The sequence below is a fragment of the Paracoccus homiensis genome, assembly GCF_900111675.1.
Lineage (GTDB): Bacteria > Pseudomonadota > Alphaproteobacteria > Rhodobacterales > Rhodobacteraceae > Paracoccus > Paracoccus homiensis.
Genome location: NZ_FOHO01000005.1, coordinates 174210 through 199000 on the forward strand (window position 1 = coordinate 174210; position 24791 = coordinate 199000).

A 24791-nucleotide genomic window follows, 5' to 3' on the forward strand; every position below is an offset into this window, starting at 1 on the left:
GCAGACTGTGCAGCCAAAATCACGGCGACATTTTAGAACTCGAATTATGGCAGTTGCGCATTATAGTTGCGCTGCGGGTGCAAAAGGATTAGCTATGCTGCAACGCCGAAAAAGGATGGATCGATGAAAGACATGCCGCAGCAAACCGAAGCCGTGCTGACCGAAATCGAAGCCCTGCAGACCCGCGCCACCGAAAACCTGCGCGCCACGCTGGCCCCGGACGGCAAGATCGACCCCGCACTTCTGGAACAGCATCAGCACGCCGCCCATGCGCTGTCCTGGCTGGCGACCTATGTCGAATCGCTGAAACAGATCTCGGCCTGGGCGGGGCGGGTCTCGGGCCCGATCGAGGATCTGATCACCCGGATCGCCTTCGGGGAATACCTGACCCAGATCGCCGGCGGCATCCTGATGAGTCAGAATGAATTCGCCCGCCTGTCGGATCTTGGCGTCAGCTGGACCCCGTCCGAGGCCGCGCAGGCGATGATGTCCGGCAATACCCCTGCCGCGCGCGCGGAACTTGCCCGGCTGATCGCCGACAATCGCGGTAGCGCGACCTTTGGCGCGTCGGGGCTGGACGAGGATCTGGAAATGATCCGTGACCAATTCCGCCGTTGGGCCGATAACAAGGTCGTGCCCCATGCCCATGAATGGCACCTGAAGGACGAACTGATCCCGATGGAGATCATCGAGGAGCTGGCCGAACTGGGCGTCTTTGGCCTGACCATCCCCGAGGAACTGGGCGGACTGGGCATGTCCAAGGCCGCGATGGTCGTCGTCAGCGAAGAATTGTCGCGCGGCTATATCGGCGTCGGCAGCCTTGGCACCCGCAGCGAAATCGCGGCCGAGCTGATCATCGGCGGCGGCACCGATGCGCAGAAGGAACATTGGCTGCCGAAACTGGCCAGCGGGGAAATCCTGCCCACCGCCGTCTTTACCGAACCCAATACCGGCAGCGATCTGGGCAGCCTGCGCACCCGCGCGGTCAAGGATGGCGATAACTGGAAGGTGACCGGCAACAAGACCTGGATCACCCATGCCGCCCGCACCCACATCATGACGCTGCTGGCCCGCACCGATCCCGAAACAACGGATTACCGCGGCCTGTCGATGTTCATCGCCGAAAAGACACCGGGCAGCGACGAAGATCCCTTCCCCACCCCCGGCATGACCGGCGGCGAGATCGAGGTGCTGGGCTATCGCGGCATGAAGGAATACGAGCTTGGTTTCGACGGATTCGAGGTCAAGGGCGAGAACCTTCTGGGCGGCGTCACCGGTCAGGGCTTCAAGCAGTTGATGCAGACCTTTGAATCGGCCCGCATCCAGACCGCCGCCCGCGCCATCGGCGTCGCGCAGAACGCGCTGGAACTCGGCCTGCAATATGCGCTGGACCGCAAGCAGTTCGGCAAATCGCTGATCGAGTTCCCGCGCGTGGCCGACAAGCTGGCGATGATGGCGGTGGAAATCACCATCGCGCGGCAGCTGACCTATTTCAGCGCCTGGGAAAAGGATCACGGCCATCGCTGCGACCTAGAGGCCGGGATGGCCAAGCTGCTGGGTGCGCGCGTGGCCTGGGCCTGTGCGGACAACGCCTTGCAGATCCACGGCGGCAACGGCTTTGCGCTGGAATATCAGATCAGCCGCGTGCTGTGCGATGCGCGTATCCTGAACATCTTTGAAGGGGCGGCTGAAATTCAGGCACAGGTGATCGCGCGACGCCTGCTGGGCTAGGCCAGAACCGCGGGCGGGATAGACTATCGCCGCAAAAACATGTTCACTGCCCCGTGAATTCAGCCTTCACAGGAGATGCGCTTATGCCCCGTCTGTCCCGCCTTGGTCTTGCCACTGCCGCCGTCGCGACCCTTGGCCTTGCTTCCTGCGGCCCGACCGCGACGACCGGCACCGGATCGGGCGGCATTCCGCAGGGCGAATATGTTCTGGTGGGGATGGATGGCGGCACGGTGCCCCTGCGCAACGTCACGCTGGTGGTCGGGGAAAACCAGCTGACCGGTCGCGGCCCCTGCAACAGCTATAGCGCCGAAAACAACGTCGCCCTGCCCGCGCTGCAACTGTCGCCGATCGTCTCGACCAAGATGCATTGCAAGGACGCCCCGTTGGAGAACCGCTTTCTGGCGACGCTACAATCCGCAACCGAGATGGAGTTCTTTGGCGGCGTGCTGAAGGTGAAATCGCCGCGCACCTGGCTGATCTTCGAACATGGCCATCGCGCGGATGAGGCGCAGGTCAGTGCCCTGGAAGCCGCGCGGGGCACGCAGTAATCACCTGTCGCGCAGCAATCGCTGCAACAGCCTGTCGCGCGCGACGGGCACGGGGCGGCCGACCAGTTCGGCCGCCAATCTCGTTTCCAGGAAATGCCCGGTAATGGCCAGCCCTTCGGCCAGCCCATTCCCCCGGTTGTCGCCCGCCCCCCCCATGATCGCGGGCAAGGGCAGCAGACGGTCCGCCCATTCCCCCGCCCCCGCCCGGCTGACGGCGCGGCCCGTGCGCGGACTGACATAGGCCAGACCGTCACGCGCCCCCGTCACGGCGCAGCTGGCAAGATCCAGTCCGAAGCCCATTTCATCCAGAAGCGCCGCTTCCCACGCCAGATAGGCAGCGCCCCAATCCTCGCCCTGCTCGATCAGGTCCAGAAGATCCTCGGATCGCTGCACCAGGCGCGGATGCGGATCCCGTTCGGGCAAGGCAAAGACCAGAAGGGCGCAGATCGCGTTCAGCCCCGCCAGCCCCAGCGGATCGGCCAACAGACCTGCACGCAACCGAATGGGTTCGACGCTGAACGTGCCCAGCTGATCATCGCGTCGGGCACGCCAGCGCAGGTCCAGCCGCGTTCCCGGTTGCAACATCGCCGCCCGCTTGCGCGAGGCGCCACCGGGCACCAGACCCGCATGGCGCCCTTGGCGCGGGGTCAGAACCTCGATGATGACCGCGTTTTCGCCATGGCTGCGCCGCGCGATCACGGTGCCTTCGTCCTGCCACTCCATCGGCGTCAGTCGGATGCGGGCAGGGTCAGGCTGCCGTCATCGGCCAAAGGCCAGTACGGGTTATGCGCAAGTTCCCAGACATGGCCATCGGGGTCCGCCAGATAACCGGAATAGCCGCCCCAGAACACAGCTTGCGGCTGTTTCAAGGCCACCGCCCCGGCGCGAAGCCCGTCATCGAAAACGCGATCGACCTCGGCGGGGCTGCTCATGTTCTGGGCCAGCGTCATCGCCCCGGTTCCCAATACCGCATCCGGGCGGCCCTGATCTTCGGCCAGATCCGACAGACCGAACAGGCCCAGAACCGCGCCCTGCATCTGATAAAAGCGCACCCCATCCTGTGAGGCAGGATGCGGGGTCCAGCCCCATGCGCGATAAAATGCCTCGGCCCGTGTCAGATCACCCACGCCAAGCGTGATCAGGGTCACCCGTTGTCTTGGCAACGCCATGCGCGCATCCTTCCCTGCAACATCCGCAGGCTGTCACGGCGCATGGCTGCGGGCAAGTCAGGACAGCAGATCGCGCCCATTGGCCTGATGGCGGGCGGCCAGCTTGCGACCGTGGCGACCCTTGACCAACGGTCGGACGGGCGCCGTCTCGACCTCGGCCAGTTCGGGGAACAGTTCAAGGATTTCCTGCCGCGCGGCCGGCCCGACCGAGGACATCGCCTCGGGTCCGGTGAACAGCGATTCGGTCAATGCGCCATTTGCCGTCACCAGTTGATGTTCCGCACACATGAAATGCACATAGCTGACGGAATCGCCGATCTCGGCCAGCTCGATCCCGTCCAGTTCCAGCAATTGCTTGGCCGCGACCAGGACTTCGGAAGCGCCGAACATCCGCTGCGCAATGGCCGAGCGCACAAGGATGCGATGCTGTGGCGACACGATCAGATCGGCCGAAGGGCTGCCGGCACCAAGGGCCCCCGCCGCGATGCGGATCGGCTGCATATGCGGGGCCTGTTCCAAGTCGACGGTGGCCCGACCGATCCAGCGGATCGCCTGCGCGCCGTTATCATGCGTCTGCACCGTATCGCCCACGGCCAGATCCTGCACATGCACCGCGCCATCGGGCGTCTGGATCATCGTCCCTTCGGCAAAACAGGCGAAAGCGATAACCTGCCGGTCCCGCGACAGGTCGAACAGCTGATTCGTGACAGCGCTGTTCAGCGTCACGTTGCTGATCGCCTTGGCGGTCAGGGTCGGGTCCGGCAAGCCGGCCGAGAATGGCGGCACCAGCCACATGTCGCCATTGTCCATCTGCGCGATCAGCACGGTCGTATCGGCGGTGGTGCCGTCGAAATAGGTCAGCGTGACCTGATAGCGGAACAGCCCGTCGAAATTATAGTTCTCGGCCGTGCCGTCACCATTGCGATCGGTTTGAAAAAATTCAAACAGATTGCCGTTGTTATTTGCACTCAACGTCGCCGTGCTGCCAAAGCGGTTCACGGTCGTCACGGAATGCTGGTTTTCATAGATCGGCGTGGTCAAGCCGCCGCGATCACCGCCCGCGCCATAAGTCCCAAGCACCGAGGGGGATGAGGCATTTTCAGAGACGAAGACACCACCGACCGAGTTGCCTTCGATGCTGTCGATATCGGTCGAAATATTGCCCAGATACAGGGCTTCCCATCTCAACGGCATCGAAACCTCCTGAATGAATTCTTTGTAAGTCTACTTCCGGATCAGAAAAATCGTAGAAGAAATGCACAAAAGGGTAAATAGATTCTGGCCGGTGCGCGTCACTGCATCCGGCGGGTTGTTGCCATCGCGGCACGGCGCGCCGCACCCGCCTCGCGCAGCAGGGCCACCGTATAGACGGCAAGCGCCGACCAGATCAGCGGAAAGGCGATCATCCGCGCGGTGCCGAAGGGTTCGTTGAACATCCAGACCGCGATCAGGAAGATCATCGTCGGCGTGGTATATTGCAGCACGCCGATGGTCGACAGGCGCAGCAGCTTGGCCCCGTTTGCATAAAACAGCAGCGGGATCGCGGTGACCGGCCCGCAGCCCAGCAGCATCACGACATCGAACAGGCTGCCATCGCCCCAGGCGCCCTGCCCCGTGACCTGCCGCCACAGCAGGAAGGCCGCGGCAAACGGCGTCAGGATCAGCACCTCCAGCGTGAATCCCTGATTGGGCCCAAGCGGCAGGCTTTTCTTGAAATAGGCGTAAAGCCCCCAACTGAGGATCAGCAGCACCGCGACGACGGGCAGTTTGCCCGCCTGCACCGTCAGGATCACCACCGCCGACAGGGCAAGCGCAACCGACAGCATCTTCAGCCGGGTCAGTTTCTCGCCCAGAAACAACATGCCCAGAAGCACGCTGAACAGCGGGTTGATGTAATATCCCAGCGCGGCATCCAGCGCATGACCGTTGCCGACGGCCCAGACATAGGTCAGCCAGTTCACGCTGATCAGCGCCGCCGTCAGCCCCGCCATCGCCAGCAGCCGTGGGCTGCGCAAGGCCGCACGCACATCATCCGACCGCCGTTGCCACAGCAGCACCGCCGCCGCGATCGGCAAGGACCACAGCACCCGATGGGCGATCACCTCGGTCGCGGGAATGTGGGACAGCGCCTTCATATACAGCGGCAACAGGCCCCAGCACAGATAGGCGGCCATCGCATAGGCAAAGCCACGGGGGGAATCGGCGGGGATGGGGATCGCGGCGCTCATGCGGATTGCATATGCCGCAATACCGCGCCGCGCCAGAGCCGATATTCAGCCAAGCCCTGCTTCGTCCAGCAGGGTGCGGCCATCGCGGCTTTCGATTTCGATGACCCATAGATCGGGATCAAAGCCCCGCTGGCGGCGGATCGCTTGATCTATCTGCGCCTCGGGCAGATCGGCGGTCAGGGTCCAGGGCCGTTCGTCTCTGTCCATGTCCCATTCGCGGGCATAAAGCTGCGCGGTGCCGTCCAGCCGGGCGCATTTCACCATGATCGCGCCCGCGGTGTCGTCGCCATGCGCGATCACATAGGCCGGGATATTGGCCAGCCCCAGCCGGGTCAGATAGGCCGAAACCCAGACCCCGGCCGCCAGCCGCGCCTCAGCCATGGTCGTGCCTAGTCGCCATCGCGGAAATCAAGGCCCATCTCGCCATAGCGTTCGGCCTCGTTCTGCCAGTTCTCGCGCACGCGGACCTGCAGGAACAGATGGACGCGGCGTCCCATGAATTCCTCCATCTCGGTGCGGGCGGCCTGCCCGACGGCCTTGACCGTCTCGCCGCCCTTGCCAAGGACGATGCCCTTGTGGCCGGGACGGGCGACATAGATCACCTGTTCGACCCTTGCGCTGCCGTCCTTCTTTTCTTCCCACTGCTCGGTCTCGACCGTCAGCTGATAGGGAATTTCCTCGTGCAGGCGCAGGGTCAGCTTTTCGCGCGTGATCTCGGCGGCGATCATGCGCATCGGCAGATCGGCGATCTGGTCTTCGGGATACAGCCACGGGCTTGCAGGCACCTGCGCGGCCAGCCAGTCCAGAAGATCGGCGCAACCATAGCCCTTTTCCGCAGAAATCATGAAGGTCTGCTGAAACGCATAGGCCTCGTTCAGCTTTTGCGACAGGGCCAGCAGAACCTCGGATTTCACGCGGTCGATCTTGTTGATGATCAGCGCGACCGGCGTTTTCGTGTCTAGCGATTTCAACTGGTCGATGATCGCCTGCGCGCCATCGGTCAGGCCGCGATGCGCCTCGATCAGCAACAGGATCACATCGGCATCGGCAGCCCCGCCCCAGGCGGCGGCGACCATGCTGCGATCCAGACGACGGCGCGGACGGAAGATGCCCGGCGTGTCGACAAAGACGATCTGGCTGTCATCATGCAGCGCGATCCCGCGAATGCGGGCGCGGGTGGTCTGCACCTTGTGGGTCACGATGCTGACCTTTGCGCCCACCATGCGGTTCAGCAGGGTGGATTTCCCGGCATTCGGTTCGCCGATCAGCGCGACAAAGCCTGCGCGGGTGTTGGTTTCGGTCATTCGCGGCCCTCCAGCCGGTCCAGCAGCAGTTTCGCCGCTGCCTGTTCGATGCTGCGCTTGGTTCCGGCGCCTTCGGCAGAAGCCTCGCGCCCGTCGGCAAGCCGCACGGTGATATGGAAAACGGGGGCATGGTCGGGACCGCTGCGCCCGGTCTGGTCATAGCGCGGGGGCGGCATGCCATTGGCCTGCGCCCATTCCTGCAAGGCGGTCTTGGCGTCGCGCGGATCATCTTCCAGCCCGTCCAGCCGATCCTTCCAAAGACGCAGCACGACCTTGCGCACGGTGGCGAAACCGGCATCCAGATAAACGGCGGCCAGTACGGCCTCCATCGCGTCGGCCAGCAGCGCATCCTTGCGCCGCCCGCCCGACAGCATTTCCGAACGGCCCAGTTTCAGCACATCGCCCAGCCCGATCTGGCGGGCGATATCGGCGCAGGTATCGCCCTTGACCAGCGCGTTATAGCGCGGCGCCAACTGCCCTTCGCTGGCGGTCAGGTCGGCATTGAACAATTCCTCGGCCATGACCAGGCCCAGAACGCGGTCGCCCAGAAATTCCAGCCGCTGATTGTCGGGCCGGGTCGGCGACGCGATCGAGCCATGAGTCAGCGCCCGGATCAGCAGTTCATGATGTTTGAACTCGTGACCCAGACGGCCCATGAAGGCGCGTATCTCGGCAGAGGGGGTCACTCGACCGCCTTGAAGAAGCGGTCCGGACGCCAGGTCCAGAAATACAGAAGCGAGCGGCCCGCGGACGAGAACATGATCCGGTCGGCGCGGCCGATCAGATATTCCGCCGGGACAAAGCCAAGGCCGCCGACCTCTTGGGGAAAGCGCGAATCCTCGGAATTGTCGCGGTTGTCGCCCATGAAGAAATACTGCCCTTCCGGCACCGTGAAGGTGGCAGTGTCATCGGCGACCCAGCCATCGACGATGTTCAGCACATCATGGCTGCCACCGCCCGGCAGGGTTTCGGTAAAGCGTTGCTTGACGCATTCGCCGCCCTCCTGCACCGGATCGTTCACGCAGCGCGGGATCAGGCCCTGCGGCCCCTGCTGTTCCTTGGTCTCGACGAAATCGCCGGCGGGCTGGGTCGGCACCTCTTCCCCGTTCAGCCACAGACGACCGCCGCGCATCTGCACGGTATCACCGGGCAGGCCGATCAGGCGCTTGATGAAATCCACCCCGCGGGTCGGATGGCGGAACACGACGACATCGCCGCGTTCGGGTTCCGAGGCGAGGATACGCCCCGTGATCGGGCAGATCCCGAAGGGGCAGGAATATTGCGAATAGCCATAGGCCATCTTGTTGACGAACAGGAAATCGCCAATCAGCAGCGTGTCCTTCATCGAGCCCGAGGGAATCCAGAAGGGCTGAAAGAACAGGGTCCGGAAGATGCCTGCGATGACCAGCGCCCAGAAGATCGTCTTGACCGTCTCCCAGATGCCTTCCTTTTTCTTGCCTGCCGTGCTGTCGGCCATAGTCGTCGTCCTTTCCTGCGTGGCACGGCGGCCGCGTTTGGTGGCGTTCATGGTCCCCCAAGGGGGGCAAAGTCAAGCAGGCGAGCCTGAAAGCGGCCGCGCCTCGATCACCACGAAAGCCTGTGCCCAGGGGTGATCGTCGGTCAGGGTGACATGGACGATGGCCTCGTGCCCGGCGGGGGTCATCTGAGCCAGCTTGTCCGCCGCCCAGCCCGTCAGATGCATGACCGGCCGCCCGGTGCGCAGATTGCTGACCGACATGTCGCGCCAGCTGATGCCCATGGCAAGCCCGGTTCCCAGCGCCTTGCTGCAGGCCTCTTTTGCCGCCCATCTTTTGGCCAGTGTTCCGGCCTCGTCCTTGCGGCGGGCCGCCTTGGCCTTTTCGGTCTCGGTGAACACACGGTCCCGAAAGCGATCGCCAAAACGGTCGAGGGTCCCCTGAATGCGGTCGATATTCGCAAGGTCGGTTCCGATGCCCAGAATCATGCGCGCGACATCCCCGTCAGGATCATGGGTATTTGAACAAAGAAGAAGCCGGTTCGCATCATTTGAAGCCTTGCGTCGTAATCTGGCCGGTCTGCTGATCGATGGTGACAGAAAGCTGGAACCAGCCCGCATCGTCATCATGATCGCCCGAAACCGGATAATGCCTGGCGGGCAGCGTGACGGTCAGCCCGCGGGCGGGGTCATAGCTGGCGTGATGCCGGCCGAAATCCATGTCGTAGAACCCGATACCGTCGCCGAGCTGCACGATCCGGCATTGACGAAAGCCGAGTTCGTCGCGCGGCGGGCTGAGCACCAAGAGCTTGAAGGCGCCGCCCGCAGGTTCGACGTAATCCAGCAGTGCGATACGGATCTGACCCTGCGCGTAGCTGGAAATGTTGTCCTGCCAGGGTTCGGCGATGGTATCGACACGATCGGCGTCGCCGCAGGGCTGCACCTGCGCCGCGCCGAGATCCTGCTGCGCCATCGCCGGGGTGGCCAGAAACGCCAGAAGGGCCGCCCTGCGGATCACGTCCGTGCCTTGTCCATGCAGCGGCGCATTTTGCGGATGGCATCGCCGAGACCGATGAAAACCGATTCGGCGATCAGGAAATGACCGATATTCAGTTCGGCGATCTCTGGGATGGCGGCGATGGGTCCGACGGTATCGAAGGTCAGGCCATGGCCGGCATGCACCTCGAGGCCGAGGCTGGCTGCGAGGGCGGCGCCGTCGCGCAGGCCCCGAAGTTCGGCGTCACGGTCGGCGTGGCGACCTTCGGTGTCGAGATCGCAATAGGCCCCGGTATGCAGCTCGACCACGGCGGCGCCGATGCGGGCGGCGGCGCGGATCTGATCGGGTTCGTGACCGATGAACAGCGACACGCGGCTGCCCGCGTCGCGAAGCGGGGCGATATATTCGGCCAGATAGTTTTCGTTTCCGGCGACGTCGAGGCCGCCTTCGGTGGTACGCTCTTCCCGCTTTTCGGGGACGAGGCAGACGGCATGGGGGCGGTGCCGCAATGCGATCTGCTGCATCTCTGCGGTCGCTGCCATTTCCAGATTCAATGGCAGGCGCAGATCGGCCATCAGCGCGTCGATATCGGCATCGCTGATATGGCGTCGATCTTCGCGCAAATGCGCGGTGATGCCGTCGGCACCGGCCTGTTCGGCAATCCGTGCGGCGCGCAGCGGATCGGGCCAAGGCGTGCCGCGGGCATTTCTGATCGTCGCGACGTGATCGATATTGACGCCAAGGCGCAGCATGTCGGTCCTCCGGGATAGGTCGAGCGGCAGTCTAGCCCGCGATTTGCGGCTGTGCCAGTTCCGTCGCGACCGCCCACCAGCCCCGTCGCGCCAGATCCGACGCGGCGGCGCGGGCTCCCGCAGCCCCGTCGAAGATTCCGAAGCAGGTCGCCCCCGATCCCGACATGCGGGCAAGGCCCGCGCCGTGGTGGGTCAGCGCCTGCAGCACCTGGCCGATGACCGGCGCGATCCGGCTGGCGGGGGCCTGAAGATCGTTGCGGGTCTGACGCAACCACGCGATCAGCGCGGTCGCATCGGCAAATGCGGGGATCGGCGGCAGCGGCGGATTGTCGCGCCGATCCAGCGCGGCAAAAACCTGAGGGGTGGACACCGCCACGCCCGGATTGACCAGCACAAGATCAAGCGTCGGCAAGGCGGGCAGCGGAACGACGACCTCTCCGATGCCGGACATCCGTGCCGGAGCCGAACGTAGGCAGACCGGGACATCAGCCCCCAGACGATGGGTATCGTCCGGCATTGGATGGCCCAAGCGCGCAAGCCCGCGCAGCACGGCCGCCGCATCGGCCGAACCGCCGCCGATGCCCGAGGCCACCGGCAGGTTCTTGGTCAGGCGAATGGCCGCATCGGCGCCCGTCAGGGCCGCCGCGCGCAGGCACAGGTTGTCGCCACCCGCGTCAAGGCCCGCAGAAAACGGTCCGTCGATCATCAGCGATGAACCGCCCCGCGACAAGGCAATGCGGTCGCCGTGATCGGCAAAGCAGACCAGCGAATCCAGCAGGTGATAACCGTCGTCACGCCTGCCGGTCACATGCAGGGCAAGGTTCAGCTTGGCCGGGGCGAATTCGACCACGGAAGTTTCGGTCATGGAGGCGGGTCAATCCGTGGTCTTGGGATCGGTCCGGGCCCCGGCCTCGGTCTGCGGCGGCGGCAGATCCTTGGTTTCGCCGGCGGCGCGTTCCTCGGCCATCACCGCATCCAGACCTCGGTCAAGCTTGGCGCGAAGCCGGTCGGGATCGACATCGCCACTGTCGCCGGGTTCAAGCGACAGGGCGCGCTGCCACTGAATTTCGGCTTCGCGGGTGCGGCCGACCATCCAGTAGATATCGCCCAGATGATCGTTTACCACCGGATCGGCCGCCATGCTGCCGACCGCCTGTTCCATGGGGGCGACCGCTTCATCGAAACGACCCAGACGGAAATAGGCCCAAGCCAGCGAATCAAGGATATAACCGTCGTTCGGGGACAGTTCGACCGCCTTCTGGATCAGTTCCAGCCCCTTTTCCAGGTGCTGGTTCCGGTCGATCCAGCTGTAGCCCAGATAGTTCAGCAAACTGGCCTGATCCGGCTTGATCTTGATCGCGGCCTGCAGATCGGCCTCGGCGCGATCGAACTGGCCGGATCGTTCCAGCGCGATGCCCCGTGCATAAAGCGGGAACCAGCGCGACTGGTCCGGGCCATCCTGCATCAGCGCCAGGGACTTGTCATAGGCAGGCACGGCCTGGGCGAATTTTTCCTGCTGGCGCAGGACATCCCCAAGCGCGACCCAGGCCTGCGGCAGATCGGGATAGGCGGCGGTCAGTGCCAGCGCGGCCTTTTCAGCCTCGGCGCGGCGGTCGGCGCGGGATAGCGCGTCGATGCGCGACAATTCGGCCACCGGGCGCATCTGGCCCATCTGGCGCAGCGCCTCGAATTCGGGTTCGGCCAGATCGAATTGCTGCCGGTCCTGCAGAAGCTGCGCCACCATCAGGCGTGCTTCGGGCATTTCCGGCGACAGCCAGGCCGCGATGCGGGCGTGGATCAGCGACAGCGGTTCGGGATCGGGGTTGCTGGCCAGCGCGGTCGCGAAGGTCAGAAAAGCCTGCGAAATGCCATCCGCCGGGGATTTCACCACATCGAAGGGAATGGTCTCCCCGGTTTCCAAGCGGTCACGCAGCGCGACGATCTGTGGCTCGGCCTCGATCCCCTGCAACTGGTTCAGCATGTCGACGGCCTTGTCGTTCTGCTCCAGCTGGCTCAGGATCTGGGCGCGGGCGGTCACGCCCAGCAAATGGCCGCCGGTCGCGGGATCGGCCAGCAATTCCTGTGCGCTTTCGTAGTCACCGACCATGCCGCGCGCCAAGGCAAGGTGATAGCGGACCATCGGGCCAACGCCGTCGATCTGCGACAGGCGTTCGAATTCAGCCAGCGCGTCCGAGGCGCGGCCCGCCCCCATCAGCGCCCAGGCCTGGACCATATCCTCGATCAGGTTGCGCTGACTGTCATCGTCGCTGCGTGCGGTGTCGATCAGCTGGATCAGGCCGGTCCAATCGCCCTGATGGGCCAACTGGGCGCGCAGCAGGATGTCGGACAATTCGGTCCGGTCGCCATCCTGCGTCATCTGCTGTGCCAATTCGACGGCACGGGGGATATTCCCCGCCGAAACCAGCGCGACAAGCGCGTTGTCCTGCAGGTAACGATCACCCCGATCATGGGCGACCGCCTGAACGAAATAGCGGGCGGCGGCGCGATAGTCGTTTTCGACCGTGGCCATCCGGGCGGCCAGATAGGGGCCGGCCAACCCGAAGGTCAGAGGCGCGGTCTGGTCATCCCCGGCCTTGGCGGTCGCGGCAGACGGGGATTGGTCGGGCTTTGGTGCGGGGGGCTCTTGCGCAACGGCGGGCAAGCTCAGGCCAGCCAGCAGCGCAACGATCAGGGCCAGATTCGGTCGGGTCGTGCTCACGTCATCCATCGCAGAAATCACAAGGGCGTTGCGACCCAGCCTAGACATGTGAAACGGCCGGGGCAATCACAGCCCCGGCCCCAGCGATCACATATTCGGGTAGTTCGGCCCGTCACCGCCCTGCGGCGTGGTCCAGTTAATGTTCTGCGACGGGTCCTTGATGTCGCAGGTCTTGCAATGGACGCAGTTCTGGAAATTGATCTGAAAGCGCGCCTCGCCGCCCTCTTCGATCACCTCATAGACCCCCGCGGGGCAATACCGCTGCGCCGGTTCGGCATATTCAGGCAGGTTCACCTTGATCGGGATCGAAGGGTCCTTCAGCTTCAGATGCGCGGGCTGGCTTTCCTCGTGGTTGGTAAAGGAAAACGCCACGTTGGTCAGACGGTCGAAGGACAGTTTGCCATCGGGCTTTGGATAGTCGATGGGCTGGAAATCCTTGGCCTTGCCCGTCGCCTGCGCGTCGGTCTTGCCATGCTTCCACGTCCCCAGCGGGTTCCAGCCGGTCAGGTTCGACACCCACATGTCGATACCGCCCAGCATCAGCGACGGCCACAGGCCCAGCTTGGACCAGATCGGCTTGACGTTGCGCACCTTCTTCAGGTCCTTGGCGATGTCGCCCTTGCGCACGGCCTCGTCATAGGCGGTCAGGCGATCGCCTTCGCGACCCTCCTTCAGCGCGGCGGCCGCGGCCTCGGCTGCCTCGATGCCGGAAATCATGGCGTTATGGTTGCCCTTGATCCGCGGAACATTGACCATGCCCGCCGAACAGCCCAGCAGGACGCCGCCATCGAAGGACAGTTCCGGGATGGATTGCAGGCCACCCTCGCTGATCGCGCGGGCGCCATAGGCGACGCGCTTGCCGCCTTCCAGCAGTTCGGCAACCATCGGATGATGCTTGAATCGCTGGAATTCCGCATAGGGATACAGATGCGGATTGGCATAGTTCAGGTGAACGACAAAGCCGACCAGAACCTGATTATCCTCGAAGTGATAGATAAAGCTGCCGCCGCCCGCGTTCTTGCCAAGCGGCCAGCCCATCGTGTGGACGACACGGCCCTTCTGGAATTTTTCGGGCTGAACCTCCCAGATTTCCTTCATGCCAAGGCCGAATTTCTGCGGCTCGTGACCGTCGGACAGGTTCAGCTTTTCGATGATTTCCTTGGCAAGGCTGCCGCGCACGCCTTCAGCGATGAATACATACTTGCCGTGCAGCTCCATCCCCGGTTCATACATCGCGCCGGGGGTGCCATCGGCGTTCAGACCCATTTCGCCCGCTACAACGCCCTTGACGCGATTGCCGTCCCAGACGATCTGGCTGGCGGCCATGCCGGGGAAAATCTCGACGCCCAGTTCCTCGGCCTGTTCGGCCAGCCAGCGGCAGACATTGCCCATGCTGACGACATAATTGCCGTGGTTGTTCATCAGCGGCGGCATCGGCCAGTTCGGCACGCGGACCTGGCCCGCCTCGCCCAGAACGAAGAAATTGTCGTCCACGACTTCGGTGTTCAGGGGCGCGCCCTTTTCCTTCCAGTCCGGGATCAGGCGGTTCAACCCTGCGGGGTCCAGAACCGCGCCCGACAGGATATGCGCGCCGATTTCCGAGCCTTTCTCCAGGACCACGACCTGAAGCTCGGGATCGATCTGCTTCAACCGGATGGCTGCGGACAGACCCGATGGACCACCGCCGACGATCACAACATCGTATTCCATCGACTCGCGTTCGATCTGCGTCTCGTCGGTCATGGCTGAACTCTCCCCAGTTTCTTGCTGCAACAGCACTATCGCGCGTTTTTGCACAGAGCAATCGTTACGCGACGGGCCATAGGCCGAAATCGACCTGTGCCCAGCAAGTGGGCTTGCATTGGTCCCGGATTTGGGGTCACGATGCCAGAACCGGATTTTGCGCCCCTGCCGTTTTCGAATGGCGGGGGCGTTCGATTAGCATCCGGACCGCGAACGCAAAGCGCAAAGGACTGGGCAGGGATGGACAAGATACCGATGACCCGCAGCGGCTATCAGCTGCTGGAACGCGAACTGACCGAGCTGAAATCCAAGGAACGCCCGGCCATCATCCGCCAGATCGCCGAGGCGCGCGAACATGGCGACCTGTCCGAGAACGCCGAATATCACGCCGCGCGCGAAAAGCAGGGCTTCATCGAGGGTCGCATCAAAGAGCTGGAAAGCATCCTGTCGCGCTGCGAAGTGATCGACCCGGCCCGGCTGTCGGGCTCGATCAAGTTCGGGGCGACGGTGCATCTGGTCGACGAGGACACCGAAGAAGAAAAGACCTACCAGATCGTGGGCGAGGCCGAGGCCGATATCGAACGCGGCCTGCTGAACATGCGGTCGCCGCTGGCGCGGGCGCTGATCGGCAAGGATGAAGGCGACAGCGTCGATGTCCAGACCCCGGGCGGTGTGCGCAGCTACGAAGTTCTGGCGATCCGGTACGAATGACGATGTCCCTTCCCGGTCGTCTTGCATCCCTGGCCCGCCGTGATGCGCTGACCGCGGTGGGATACGCATTGTCGGCCGGGTGGCTGATCCTGCTGATGCTGTTCTGGCTGTTGGCGCCGGGTGATGAAGGTGCCACTGGCGGGGTCACGCGACTGGTGGCCATCATCGGCGCGGTGATGCCGCTTGCGCTGATCTGGATGGCGGTCTCGCTGGCACGGTCGATTGCGGAACTGCGGGCCGAGGCCGACCACCTGCATCGTCAGCTGGACGAATTGCGCGGTGGCAAGCCCGCGCGCCCCACGCGCAGCGAAGATCAGCCGCGTCCGTCCGGCACCGCCCGTCCGGCCCCCCCGCCGGACCGGTCGCCGCCTGCACCAAGGCCGCAGGTCCCCGCGCAGCCCCGTCCCGCAGCCATCGCCCGGCCCGATCCGCGTCAATCCGCCATGAGCTTTGACGCCCCCGAAGCGGTCGATATTCCGGCCGAAACCGTGATCCGGGCGCTGAACTTTCCCGATGGGCCGGACGATGCCGATGCCATCGCCGCGCTGCGCAGCGCCCTGCAGGATCATGAAACCGCACGCGTTCTGCGCGCGGCGCAGGATGTCATCACCCTGCTGGCCGATCGCGGCGTCTATATGGACGACCTGCCGCCACAGCCCGCCCCGGCCGATGTCTGGCGCCGCTTTGGCGAGGGCGAGCGGGGCAGCGCCATCGCCCCACTTGGCGGGATCAACGATGCCGATGCCCTGGCGCTGACCTCGGACATCCTGCGCGGGGACGAGATTTTCCGCGACAGCGCCCATCACTTCCTGCGCCATTTCGACGTGCTGATCACCCAGCTGATCCCGCAATTGGATGACGCGGAATTGCAGGTCATGGGCGATACGCGGTCCACGCGCGCCTTCATGCTTGTCGGACGCGCGGCGGGGCTGTTCGCCTAGTCATCGACGGGCAGGTGCAGCACCGCGACCTGCCCGCCCCAGGGCCACCCAAAGCGCCCGCGCGTCACCTCGACAAACCCCAGTGCGCGATAGAATGCCATGGCCGGTCGATTTGCGATCCGCACCTCGGCCCGCAGTCCGGGATGGCCCCGAAACGCGGCCTGCCGCACGGCGGCCATGACCAGCGCCCGCCCGATCCCCTGACGCGTTTCGGCAACGACCAGACCGTCCAGCACCAGATCCGATGTCTGCGGCGCCGCGCGAAAGGCGAAACCGCCGCGCATCGACGTCCCTGGAAAGCCGCCGCCCGCGTCGCGCAGACCACAGATACCGACGACCTGCCCCCACCTCACGGCCGCGATCCCGTGATCGGCACGCATTGCCGCCCGCCGACTGCGCGGCGCGAAAGCGTTACACCACAGCCGCGCGGCATCGGGCAGAAACGCATCCGGAATCGGGGTCAGAATCTGCACCGGCCTGCCTTGCCCTTGCTTGCACGTCATGCAACCAAGGTGACCGCAATCGCGGCAGAATGAAAGCAGCCATGGCCCCCTCACCCGCCCCCAGACCCGATCCCGGCCAGCCCGCCCCGGACGAGGCCGGTCTGCGCGCCCTTGCCCGCACACCCGCGCAGGCATTCCGGCATGGCATGGTGCAGGCCCTGCCCTTCCTGATCGTCATCGTGCCCTTCGCCGTCCTGTTCGGCGTCGTCGCGTTGGAAGCCGGGATGGATCTGGCGCAGACCATGGGTTTTTCGGTGCTGGTGCTGGCGGGCGCGTCGCAATTCACCGCGGTACAGCTGATGACCGACAACGCGCCGATCTTCATCGTGATCCTGTCGGGGCTGGCGGTGAACCTGCGGATGGCGATGTATTCGGCATCTCTTGTACCGTGGCTGCGCGATGCGCCAGCCGCGCAAAAGGGTTGGCTGGCCTACCTGCTGATCGATCAAAGCTATGCGCTGGCGGTCCAGCATTACGAACGGCACCCGCGCCTGAGCGTGCGGCAGCGGATGGCCTATTTCTTTGGCACGGCGATGGCGCTGAGCATTCCGTGGATGGCCGCGACATGGGCCGGTGCCACGCTGGGACGCGCGATCCCCGATGACATCGCGCTGGATTTCGCCATGCCGATCACCTTTCTGGCGATGATCGCCCCGATGCTGCGCACGGCGGCGCATCTTGTCGCCTGCTTTGTGGCGATCAGCGCCGCATTGCTGTTTGCGGGTCTGCCTTCGGGGCTGGGCCTGATGATCGCCGCACCGCTTGGCATGGCCGCAGGCGCCCTTGTCGAGACCTGGACCGAACGCCGCAAGGGGCAGATGTCATGATCGACCAGTATTCCGAACTTTCCATCTGGATCGTCATCATCGCGCTGGGGATCGGCACCTTCCTGATCCGCTGGTCGTTTCTGGGTGCCCTGGGCAATCGCGACATGCCGGAATGGGTGCTGCGCATGCTGCGCTATACGCCGGTGGCGGTGCTGCCCGCGCTGGTCGCGCCCTTGGTGATGTGGCCCGCGGCGACCGACGGTCAGCCCGACCCCGCCCGCCTGTCGGCGGCGGCGGCGACCGTGGCGGTTGGCGTGCTGACCAAGAACGTGATCCTGTCGATCCTTGCGGGCGCGATCACGCTGTTCGGGCTGCTTTACGTTCTGGGATAGCCGGTGAACTGACCGTCCTTCTGACGGATCAGGACGTTATGGTTATTGGCCGGGTCGCCGTCATGGTGACGCTTCGAGGTGACGCCGGGAAGGGTCATGAACCAGTTGCGCAGCTTGATCGGGGAAAACCCGCTTGGCGCGCCCTGAAATCCTGGAGCGCCCCGCAGGACCGTGCCGGTTTCGACCGCGCAGAAGCTTTTGTTGGCCGCGCCATTCGCCTCGGCCCGGCGGATGGCCAGATCGGCGACCTCGCGGGTGACGGGCACGCTGTCCTCGGCCACCCAATAGGTGCTGCGGGCATGATAATCGATGTAGAAATTCTTGAAATTGTCGGTGATGCCATACAGGACATCATGCCGTTCAGGAATCCGGGGATGTTTCCAGCTGCCGGCCGGATCATAGATCACGCGCTGGCTGCCATTGATCATCAAGGCCGAGTGACCGCCCTGCCCGCGCGGAATACCGATGACGGTGAACAGCGTGATCGAGGGGGCCTCGTCCGATACGAACCGGGCCTTGCGCACCTCTTCGGCATCGTCCCAGACGTTATCGGCACCGCAGGCGGCCAGAACCGCCGGCAGGGACGCCGCCAGAAACACTCGTCTTTTCATCACCGGTATCCGCGACAGAGATCAGGAATTGGCAAGCGCCATGAAGATCAGGACGGCCACCGACAGAATAACCACCCAAGTTGCCATTTTGATGAAACCGGCAAAGGTTTTCTTGTGCTCGGTGATGTCCATCGACCCGTGCTGATGTTCCGAAACTTCGTGATGCGTGGCCATGGCTGCCCCCTGTTACCTCGATATTTCCGCGATAGCCGAAACTGCCGGGGCTGTCACGCCCCCCCACAATATCGCGCCATCGCTTTCGCCGACTGGTGCGATTCTGCCCCGCTGATGCAGGTGGTTCACATGCGCGACCGCCTCGACCAGCGCCAGTCCGAACTCGGCCTCACCGATGCGGCGCTTGAACAGGATGTCAAAGCAATCGACGGCGCTGCGGGGACCGGCCTGCAAGGCCTGTTCCAGCCTGTTCAACGCGCCGTGGTGATTGTCGATCAGCTGCCGCAGCCGCGTCGGCAGCCCCCGGAAGGGCAGCTTGTGCCCCGGCAGAACCAGCTGATCGTCGCGCGCAAGCCCGGCAAGCCGCGTACAGCTTTCCAGCCACTCGCCCACCGGATCCGCCTGCGGCTCGGTCGGGTAGACGCCAAGATTGGGCGAGATCGAGGGCAGCAACTGATCGCCACCGATGACCAGCCCGTCATCCTGCGACCAGAAGGTCGCATGGCGCGGCGCGTGCCCGTCACCCAAGGCGACCCGCCAGCGACGCCCGCCAAAGCCGACGATCTGCCCTTCGGACAGCCGCGTGAAACCAAGCGGCAGCGGGTGGACCACATCGGCCGAGTTATAGGGCGCCTGCGCGGCGCGGCGTTCCAGCATCCCGGCAGGCATCCCCGCCTGTTTCCAGAACCGCAGCGCCTGTGGTGTGGGACGATCCTGCCGGTCCAGCACCAGCATCCGCGCCATCAACCAGGCGGTGCGCGACATCATCAGTTCGGCATCGTCACCGGCCATGAACCAGCCCGCAAGGCCGATATGGTCGGGGTGATGATGCGTGCCGATCACGCGCCGGATCGGACGGCCGCGCAACGGCCCCGTGCGCAGTGCCTGCCAGATCTGGCGACCGCGCCTTGTATCCAGTCCGGTATCCACGATGGTCCAGCCATCGCCATCATCCAGCGCAAAGACATTGACATGGTCCAGCGCCATCGGCAGCGGCAGGCGCAACCACAGCACGCCCTCGGCAAGCTCTGTGGCCTGACCTTCCACAGGCGGGGTCTGGAACGGCGTGACGATCACGCCGCGAAATCCCCCGCCAGATGCGCGTCCTGTAGCGCAGTCAGGTCGTCCAGACCGGCCAGCGCCTCTTGCAGTTCGGCTGCGGCACGCGGCAGCACGCGCAGGATATGCACCCGCGCCAGCGCGACATGCGCGCCGCCGCCATGACGGGCCGCACGCAGATGATAATGCGCGCCCAGAACGCGCGCAAAGGCCGACAGATAGGGCACCGCCCCGGCAAAGCGCAGCGTCAGGTCGCGTTCCAGCAATGACTGCGTGGCTTCGCGCAGGGTTTCCGCAGCCTGCAATACCGGATCTGTCAGATCGGGATGGTCATGATGCGCGGCCTTCGCCCCGTCGAAAATTTCGTCCAGAAGGCGCATCGCGGCGTCGCCGCCATCCGACAGCTTGCGCCCTACCAGATCCATCGCCTGAATGCCGTTGGTGCCCTCGTAGATCGGAGTGATGCGGACATCGCGCAGATACTGCGCCGCGCCGGTTTCCTCGACATAACCCATGCCGCCATGCACCTGAACGCCCATATCGGCCACGCGCACGCCGACATCGGTGCCATAGGCCTTGGCGATCGGGGTCAGAAACGCCGCGCGGGCCGCATGATCGCGATCGCCGGTGGCGCGTTCCATGTCGATTGCGGTCGCACAGGCCAGACCGATCGCGCGGGCGGCGAACACCTCGGCCCGGGCGGTGGCCAGCATCCGGCGGACATCGGGATGCTGGATGATCTGACCCATCTGATTGCGATCCTGCGCATAGGCGACGGCCTGCTGCAGCGCAGCCTCGGCCACGCCGACGCCCTGCATGCCGACGCCAAGACGGGCGCAGTTCATCATCGTGAACATCGCCGCCATGCCCTTGTGTTCGGCCCCGACCAGCCAGCCGGTCGCCCCCTCGAAGCTCATGACACAGGTGGGGCTGCCATGGATTCCCAGCTTTTCTTCAAGGCTGACGACCTTCAGGCTGTTGGCGCGGCCCGGCTTGCCGTTCTCGTCGGGGATCAGCTTGGGCACCATGAACAGGCTGATGCCGCGCGTGCCCTTGGCGCCATCGGGCAGACGCGCCAGCACCAGATGGCAGACGTTTTCGGTCACGTCGCTGTCGCCCCAGGTGATGAAGATCTTCTGCCCCGTGACCGAATAGGTGCCGTCCTCGTTCCGTTCGGCCTTGGTCGTCAACGCGCCGACATCGCTGCCCGCGCCGGGCTCGGTCAGGTTCATAGTGCCCGACCATTCGCCCGAGGTCAGCTTGGGCAGATACAGCGCCTTCAGCTCGTCGCTGGCGTGATGCTCCAACGCCTCGATCTGGCCCTGCGTCAGCAGCGGGTTCAGTTGCAGCGCAAGATTGGCGCCCGACATCATGTCGGCGACCGCCATGTTCAGCGCCTGTGGCAGGCCCATGCCGCCATATTCGGGATCGGCGGCCAGCCCGACCCAGCCGCCCTCGGCGATCGCGCGGAACCCGTCGGCAAAGCCGGGCGAGGATCGCACCACCCCGTTTTCAAGCCGCGCGGGCGTCAGGTCGCCATTGCGGTTCAGCGGCGCCAGCACGTTCGAGGTCAGCTTGCCGGCCTCGTTCAGGATCGCATCGGCGGTTTCGGGGGTGGCTTCGGCAAATCGTTCGGTGGCCGCGACATCGGCAAATGGCACGACATGGCGCAGCATGAACTGGATCTGTTCGACCGGTGCCCTATAGGACATGATTTCCCCCCTTCGGAATGCGCGACGCAGACGGGTCGCCAAGGCTGTCAGGGGCATCTTAGGCAGGTGATCGCAGGTCACAACCGAAACCCCGCGTCACGACCCCCGCGCCAAGGTCGCACCCGCCCCGGAACCGGGACGGGCGCTGTGTGTCAGGCCCGGTTACAGACCCAGCGAACCATAGACATTCGAGATGCGGCGGATCGCCACCACATAGGCCGCCGTCCGCATGTCATCGACGCGCGGGTTGGCCATCCACACCTCTTTCATCTTGCCGAACGCCTCGCGCATGGTGTCGTCCAGACCCGAACGCACCAGTTCAAGTTCATCGGCGCCGACAAGGAACTGATCCTTGAAGCCCTTGGCCAGCGTGAAATTGGTGCCGGTATCGGCCGAGATCCGCTCCAGCTCTTCGATCAACATGCGGGCGCGGGCCTCTTCGTGGCGACGCTCCAGTCGGCCAAGGCTGATCTGCGACAGGTTCTTGACCCATTCGAAATAGGACACCGTCACACCGCCCGCGTTGGCATACATGTCGGGGATGATCACGATACCCTTGCGCTTCAGGATCTCGTCGGCATCGGCGGTCACGGGACCGTTCGCGGCCTCGATGATCAGCTTGCACTTGATCCGGTCGGCATTCTTGGCGTGGATCACGCTTTCGACGGCGGCCGGGATCAGGATGTCGCATTCGTCTTCCAGACGGGCCAGACCCTCTTCGTGGTAATCGCCACCGGCAAAGCCGCGCACCCCACCGGTCGAGATGATGTGCCCGCGCAGCGCATCGATATTGATGCCCTGCGGATTAGTGATGGCCCCGTCGCGTTCGATGACGCAGGTGACCAGCGCCTTGTCTTCCGCCGACAGGAACTGTGCGGCGTGATAGCCCACATTGCCCAGACCCTGCACGATCACGCGCTTGCCGGCCAGCGTGCCTTCCAGACCTGCGCGCTTCATCACGTCGTCATGGCGGAAGAATTCGCGCAGGGCATATTGCACACCACGGCCCGTCGCCTCGACCCGGCCGTCGATGCCGCCCGCGCTGCGCGGCTTGCCGGTCACGCAGGCCTTGGCGTTGATGTCGTCGGGATGCAGGCGCTTGTAGGCATCGGCCATCCACGCCATTTCCCGCTCGCCCGTGCCCATGTCGGGGGCCGGCACGTTCTGGCTGGGCGAAATCAGGTTGCGGCGCGACAGTTCATAGGTGAAGCGACGCGTCACACGTTCCAGCTCATCCTCGTTCCAGGCGCGGGGATCGATCTTCAGACCGCCCTTCGAACCGCCGAACGGCACCTCGACCAAGGCGCATTTATAACTCATCAGCGCGGCCAGCGCCTCGACCTCATCCTGGTTCACATCCAGCGAATAGCGGATGCCGCCCTTGACCGGTTCCATATGTTCGGAATGGACCGAACGGTAGCCGGTGAAGGTATGGATCTCGCCACGCAGGCGGACCCCGAAACGTACCGTGTAGGTCGAGTTGCAGACCCGGATCTTTTCTTCCAGCCCCGGCGGCAAGGTCATCAACCCTGCGGCGTGGGTGTACATCCGCTCGACCGAGTCGCGGAATGACGTATGCGTGCTGGCCATGAAAGCCTCCTGTTTCGCTTGGCACGAATCTTGTCTTTCAGGAATAGGTGAATCCCCGCCGCAAGGCCACGCCATGTCGGCGCTAACACGCCGATCACCATTGCAGAGATTTGCGTAATCTGGCAAATTCCCACGATTATTGGACCATCCGCGCCAGTTTTCAGGCCGAGCCGCTGCAAGTCAGCAACCCGTCGCCCCGGGCCGCGTTGTACAGGCGATGTCAGTATTGGATTTTTGAAGATGTCGAATAGTAAAAAACAGAATAAGGTCATCGAAGGCCGCAAGTTCATTCAGGTGTGCAACGGGGCCAAGGAAATCTTTCTGCGAGACGGCTACGCCGGTGCAAGCGTCGACGACATCGCCCGGCAGGCAGGCGTCTCGAAAGCCACGCTTTACGCGTATTTTCCCGACAAGACGCTGATGTTCCAAGAGGTTCTGCGTTCGGAAATCGAATCCCGCAAGGAAGGTCCGTTGCAGAAGGTATCCGGCGACGAACCCGCCGCGGTGGCCCTGCCCCGGATCGGCGGATTGATCGCGGCATGGCTGGCCCGCGACGCCGAACTGCGCATCTATCGCCTGACCGTGGGCGAGGCGACGCGCTTTCCCAACATCGCCACCGCCTATCACGCCAGCCTGACCAAGCTGCTGATCGCGCCCTTGGCGCAACTGCTGAAGCATTTCCATCAGCGCGGCGAAATTCAGGTCGCCGATGCCGACCGCGCGGCGCGTTATTTCGTGCGCCTGTGCGGCAGCGCCTCGGTCGAGGATGCGCTGCTGGCCGTGCGCAAACCCGAAGCCGATGCCGTGCGCGCCAATGGCGAAGAGGCCGGAAAACTGTTCCTGTCGGCCTTCGGTCCCAGCCGCCAGACCAGCGCCGTTGCCTGATCGCATCGCTGCGACAGCTGAAATAATCGTGACCTTCGGGCCGGGTTCTCACAGCCCCGGCTGCGACGTATAGTCGCCTTGGAACAATCGCCCACCCATCCGGGCATACGAGGGAACATCGAGGAAATGCTGAAGACGACGATCCTGCCGATCGCTGCACTGACCGGGCTTCTGGCGGGCTGCATGCCGGCCCCCACTCCGGTCCCGGCGCCTGCGCCGATCCCCGCCGTGCAACCTGTGCCCGTGCTGCCGACCGAGGGCATCAGCGGTCTGGAAGAACGTCAGCCCGACCTGTGCGGCGCCAAGAACTATACCAGCGCCCTGTCCCAGCCCGGCAGCGTGATCCCGTCGCTTGGCGTGACCCGTGAATACCGCGTCGTCGAATATCGCGGGATCGAGCCGCAGGAATACAATCCGCAGCGCGTCGTCTTCCGGCTGGACGCCTCGGGCAATATCTACAACATCGATTGCGGTTGATCATGCGCGCCCTTGCATTCGCGGCCCTGGCCGGACTGACATTGGCAGCCTGTGAACCCGTGACGGATGACGGCTCGCAACCGGTCCTGGATCTGCCGCAGGAATGCGGGGCCGCGGGCTATCAGGGTCTGGTCGGCCAGCCGAAAGCCGCCTTGGACAGCATGAAGTTTCCGCTGGGAACGCGGGTCATCGGCCCCGAGGACGCGGTGACCGCAGATTACCGGCCCGATCGGCTGAACATCGAATACAGCCGCGCCGGCCTGATCGAAAAGGTCAGCTGCTACTGAGACGACGGGCGGCCCAC

General features: G+C 64.3%; 29 protein-coding genes. 9 read left to right on the forward strand and 20 right to left on the reverse strand.

The annotated features are described in order from the left end of the window. The first annotated feature begins 123 nt into the window (after positions 1 to 123). Positions 124 to 1731 carry an acyl-CoA dehydrogenase family protein gene (locus BMX67_RS09275; RefSeq protein ID WP_090734285.1) on the forward strand — a complete coding sequence of 536 codons (1608 nt, stop codon included), beginning with the start codon at positions 124 to 126 and terminating at the stop codon, positions 1729 to 1731. Positions 1732 to 1814: 83 nt separating this feature from the next. Then, a complete protein-coding gene (locus BMX67_RS09280; protein ID WP_090734286.1) occupies positions 1815 to 2279 on the forward strand; it encodes an META domain-containing protein in 465 nt (154 codons plus the stop codon). Here the strand turns inward: BMX67_RS09280 and recO are convergent, their stop codons facing one another. The 14 genes from recO to BMX67_RS09350 form a co-directional block, all read right to left on the reverse strand. After that, entirely contained in the window at positions 2280 to 3002 is a 723-nt protein-coding gene (gene recO, locus BMX67_RS09285; RefSeq protein WP_090734288.1) for a DNA repair protein RecO, read from the reverse strand. Between the two features lie 5 nt (positions 3003 to 3007). Next, complete coding sequence (locus tag BMX67_RS09290) at positions 3008 to 3442, reverse strand: VOC family protein (protein ID WP_090734429.1); 435 nt, start codon at positions 3440 to 3442, stop codon at positions 3008 to 3010. A 63-nt stretch (positions 3443 to 3505) separates the two neighbouring features. Next, entirely contained in the window at positions 3506 to 4642 is a 1137-nt protein-coding gene (locus BMX67_RS09295) for a Hint domain-containing protein (protein WP_090734290.1), read from the reverse strand. A gap of 98 nt (positions 4643 to 4740) precedes the next feature. Further along, positions 4741 to 5676: an EamA family transporter RarD gene (gene rarD, locus BMX67_RS09300; RefSeq protein WP_090734291.1), complete on the reverse strand. Its 936-nt coding sequence runs from the start codon at positions 5674 to 5676 to the stop codon at positions 4741 to 4743. A 45-nt stretch (positions 5677 to 5721) separates the two neighbouring features. Further along, the gene (locus BMX67_RS09305) at positions 5722 to 6057 is read right to left on the reverse strand and encodes a DUF1491 family protein (RefSeq protein ID WP_090734293.1); all 336 of its coding nucleotides are present in this window, start codon (positions 6055 to 6057) and stop codon (positions 5722 to 5724) included. Between the two features lie 8 nt (positions 6058 to 6065). Then, a complete protein-coding gene (gene era / locus BMX67_RS09310; protein ID WP_090734294.1) occupies positions 6066 to 6980 on the reverse strand; it encodes a GTPase Era in 915 nt (304 codons plus the stop codon). Then, positions 6977 to 7666, reverse strand: a complete 690-nt coding sequence (rnc, locus tag BMX67_RS09315) for a ribonuclease III (protein WP_090734295.1) — start codon at positions 7664 to 7666, stop codon at positions 6977 to 6979. The genes era and rnc overlap by 4 nt, the downstream gene beginning before the upstream one ends. Further along, on the reverse strand, positions 7663 to 8457 hold the full coding sequence (gene lepB, locus BMX67_RS09320) for a signal peptidase I (RefSeq protein WP_090734297.1): 795 nt from the start codon (positions 8455 to 8457) through the stop codon (positions 7663 to 7665). Before lepB ends, rnc begins: the two co-directional genes overlap by 4 nt. Before the next feature lie 72 nt (positions 8458 to 8529). Further along, positions 8530 to 8943 carry a holo-ACP synthase gene (gene acpS, locus BMX67_RS09325; protein WP_090734298.1) on the reverse strand — a complete coding sequence of 138 codons (414 nt, stop codon included), beginning with the start codon at positions 8941 to 8943 and terminating at the stop codon, positions 8530 to 8532. A 58-nt stretch (positions 8944 to 9001) separates the two neighbouring features. Next, the gene (locus tag BMX67_RS09330) at positions 9002 to 9427 is read right to left on the reverse strand and encodes a hypothetical protein (RefSeq protein WP_139206473.1); all 426 of its coding nucleotides are present in this window, start codon (positions 9425 to 9427) and stop codon (positions 9002 to 9004) included. A gap of 41 nt (positions 9428 to 9468) precedes the next feature. Next, positions 9469 to 10203 carry a pyridoxine 5'-phosphate synthase gene (locus BMX67_RS09335; RefSeq protein WP_090734301.1) on the reverse strand — a complete coding sequence of 245 codons (735 nt, stop codon included), beginning with the start codon at positions 10201 to 10203 and terminating at the stop codon, positions 9469 to 9471. 31 nt (positions 10204 to 10234) lie between these two features. After that, the gene (locus BMX67_RS09340; RefSeq protein WP_090734303.1) at positions 10235 to 11068 is read right to left on the reverse strand and encodes a 4-(cytidine 5'-diphospho)-2-C-methyl-D-erythritol kinase; all 834 of its coding nucleotides are present in this window, start codon (positions 11066 to 11068) and stop codon (positions 10235 to 10237) included. Between the two features lie 9 nt (positions 11069 to 11077). Further along, positions 11078 to 12922: a tetratricopeptide repeat protein gene (locus tag BMX67_RS09345; protein ID WP_245739361.1), complete on the reverse strand. Its 1845-nt coding sequence runs from the start codon at positions 12920 to 12922 to the stop codon at positions 11078 to 11080. Between the two features lie 87 nt (positions 12923 to 13009). Continuing rightward, on the reverse strand, positions 13010 to 14665 hold the full coding sequence (locus BMX67_RS09350; protein ID WP_090734307.1) for an electron transfer flavoprotein-ubiquinone oxidoreductase: 1656 nt from the start codon (positions 14663 to 14665) through the stop codon (positions 13010 to 13012). A 240-nt stretch (positions 14666 to 14905) separates the two neighbouring features. Here BMX67_RS09350 and greA point away from each other — a divergent pair, with 240 nt between their 5' ends. Further along, on the forward strand, positions 14906 to 15376 hold the full coding sequence (gene greA, locus BMX67_RS09355) for a transcription elongation factor GreA (RefSeq protein WP_090734309.1): 471 nt from the start codon (positions 14906 to 14908) through the stop codon (positions 15374 to 15376). After that, complete coding sequence (locus BMX67_RS09360) at positions 15373 to 16317, forward strand: hypothetical protein (RefSeq protein ID WP_139206474.1); 945 nt, start codon at positions 15373 to 15375, stop codon at positions 16315 to 16317. The genes greA and BMX67_RS09360 overlap by 4 nt, the downstream gene beginning before the upstream one ends. On the opposite strand, the gene BMX67_RS09365 is transcribed toward BMX67_RS09360, so the two are convergent. Then, positions 16314 to 16790, reverse strand: a complete 477-nt coding sequence (locus BMX67_RS09365) for a GNAT family N-acetyltransferase (protein ID WP_175479865.1) — start codon at positions 16788 to 16790, stop codon at positions 16314 to 16316. The two genes, BMX67_RS09360 and BMX67_RS09365, sit on opposite strands and share 4 nt — an antisense overlap. 71 nt (positions 16791 to 16861) lie before the next feature. Between BMX67_RS09365 and BMX67_RS09370 the strand changes: the two genes are divergently transcribed. Beyond that, positions 16862 to 17647, forward strand: a complete 786-nt coding sequence (locus BMX67_RS09370) for an AzlC family ABC transporter permease (RefSeq protein ID WP_090734313.1) — start codon at positions 16862 to 16864, stop codon at positions 17645 to 17647. Beyond that, positions 17644 to 17979 carry an AzlD domain-containing protein gene (locus BMX67_RS09375; RefSeq protein WP_090734314.1) on the forward strand — a complete coding sequence of 112 codons (336 nt, stop codon included), beginning with the start codon at positions 17644 to 17646 and terminating at the stop codon, positions 17977 to 17979. The genes BMX67_RS09370 and BMX67_RS09375 overlap by 4 nt, the downstream gene beginning before the upstream one ends. On the opposite strand, the gene BMX67_RS09380 is transcribed toward BMX67_RS09375, so the two are convergent. The 5 genes from BMX67_RS09380 to BMX67_RS09400 form a co-directional block, all read right to left on the reverse strand. Further along, entirely contained in the window at positions 17964 to 18590 is a 627-nt protein-coding gene (locus BMX67_RS09380; protein ID WP_090734316.1) for a hypothetical protein, read from the reverse strand. The genes BMX67_RS09375 and BMX67_RS09380 overlap by 16 nt on opposite strands. Positions 18591 to 18611: 21 nt before the next feature. Continuing rightward, a complete protein-coding gene (locus BMX67_RS09385; RefSeq protein WP_090734317.1) occupies positions 18612 to 18764 on the reverse strand; it encodes an aa3-type cytochrome c oxidase subunit IV in 153 nt (50 codons plus the stop codon). 12 nt (positions 18765 to 18776) lie between these two features. Then, complete coding sequence (locus tag BMX67_RS09390; RefSeq protein ID WP_245739363.1) at positions 18777 to 19841, reverse strand: MBL fold metallo-hydrolase; 1065 nt, start codon at positions 19839 to 19841, stop codon at positions 18777 to 18779. Beyond that, a complete protein-coding gene (locus BMX67_RS09395) occupies positions 19838 to 21535 on the reverse strand; it encodes an acyl-CoA dehydrogenase (protein ID WP_090734319.1) in 1698 nt (565 codons plus the stop codon). Before BMX67_RS09395 ends, BMX67_RS09390 begins: the two co-directional genes overlap by 4 nt. Before the next feature lie 162 nt (positions 21536 to 21697). Then, entirely contained in the window at positions 21698 to 23125 is a 1428-nt protein-coding gene (locus BMX67_RS09400; RefSeq protein WP_090734320.1) for a Glu/Leu/Phe/Val family dehydrogenase, read from the reverse strand. 240 nt (positions 23126 to 23365) lie between these two features. On the opposite strand from BMX67_RS09400, the gene BMX67_RS09405 reads away from it, so the two are divergent. From BMX67_RS09405 to BMX67_RS09415, 3 genes are all read left to right on the forward strand, one after another. Next, on the forward strand, positions 23366 to 24010 hold the full coding sequence (locus BMX67_RS09405) for a TetR/AcrR family transcriptional regulator (RefSeq protein WP_090734322.1): 645 nt from the start codon (positions 23366 to 23368) through the stop codon (positions 24008 to 24010). A gap of 126 nt (positions 24011 to 24136) precedes the next feature. Further along, the gene (locus BMX67_RS09410) at positions 24137 to 24487 is read left to right on the forward strand and encodes a hypothetical protein (protein WP_090734324.1); all 351 of its coding nucleotides are present in this window, start codon (positions 24137 to 24139) and stop codon (positions 24485 to 24487) included. 2 nt (positions 24488 to 24489) lie between these two features. After that, the gene (locus BMX67_RS09415; protein WP_090734325.1) at positions 24490 to 24774 is read left to right on the forward strand and encodes an I78 family peptidase inhibitor; all 285 of its coding nucleotides are present in this window, start codon (positions 24490 to 24492) and stop codon (positions 24772 to 24774) included. The last annotated feature ends 17 nt before the right edge of the window (positions 24775 to 24791 follow it).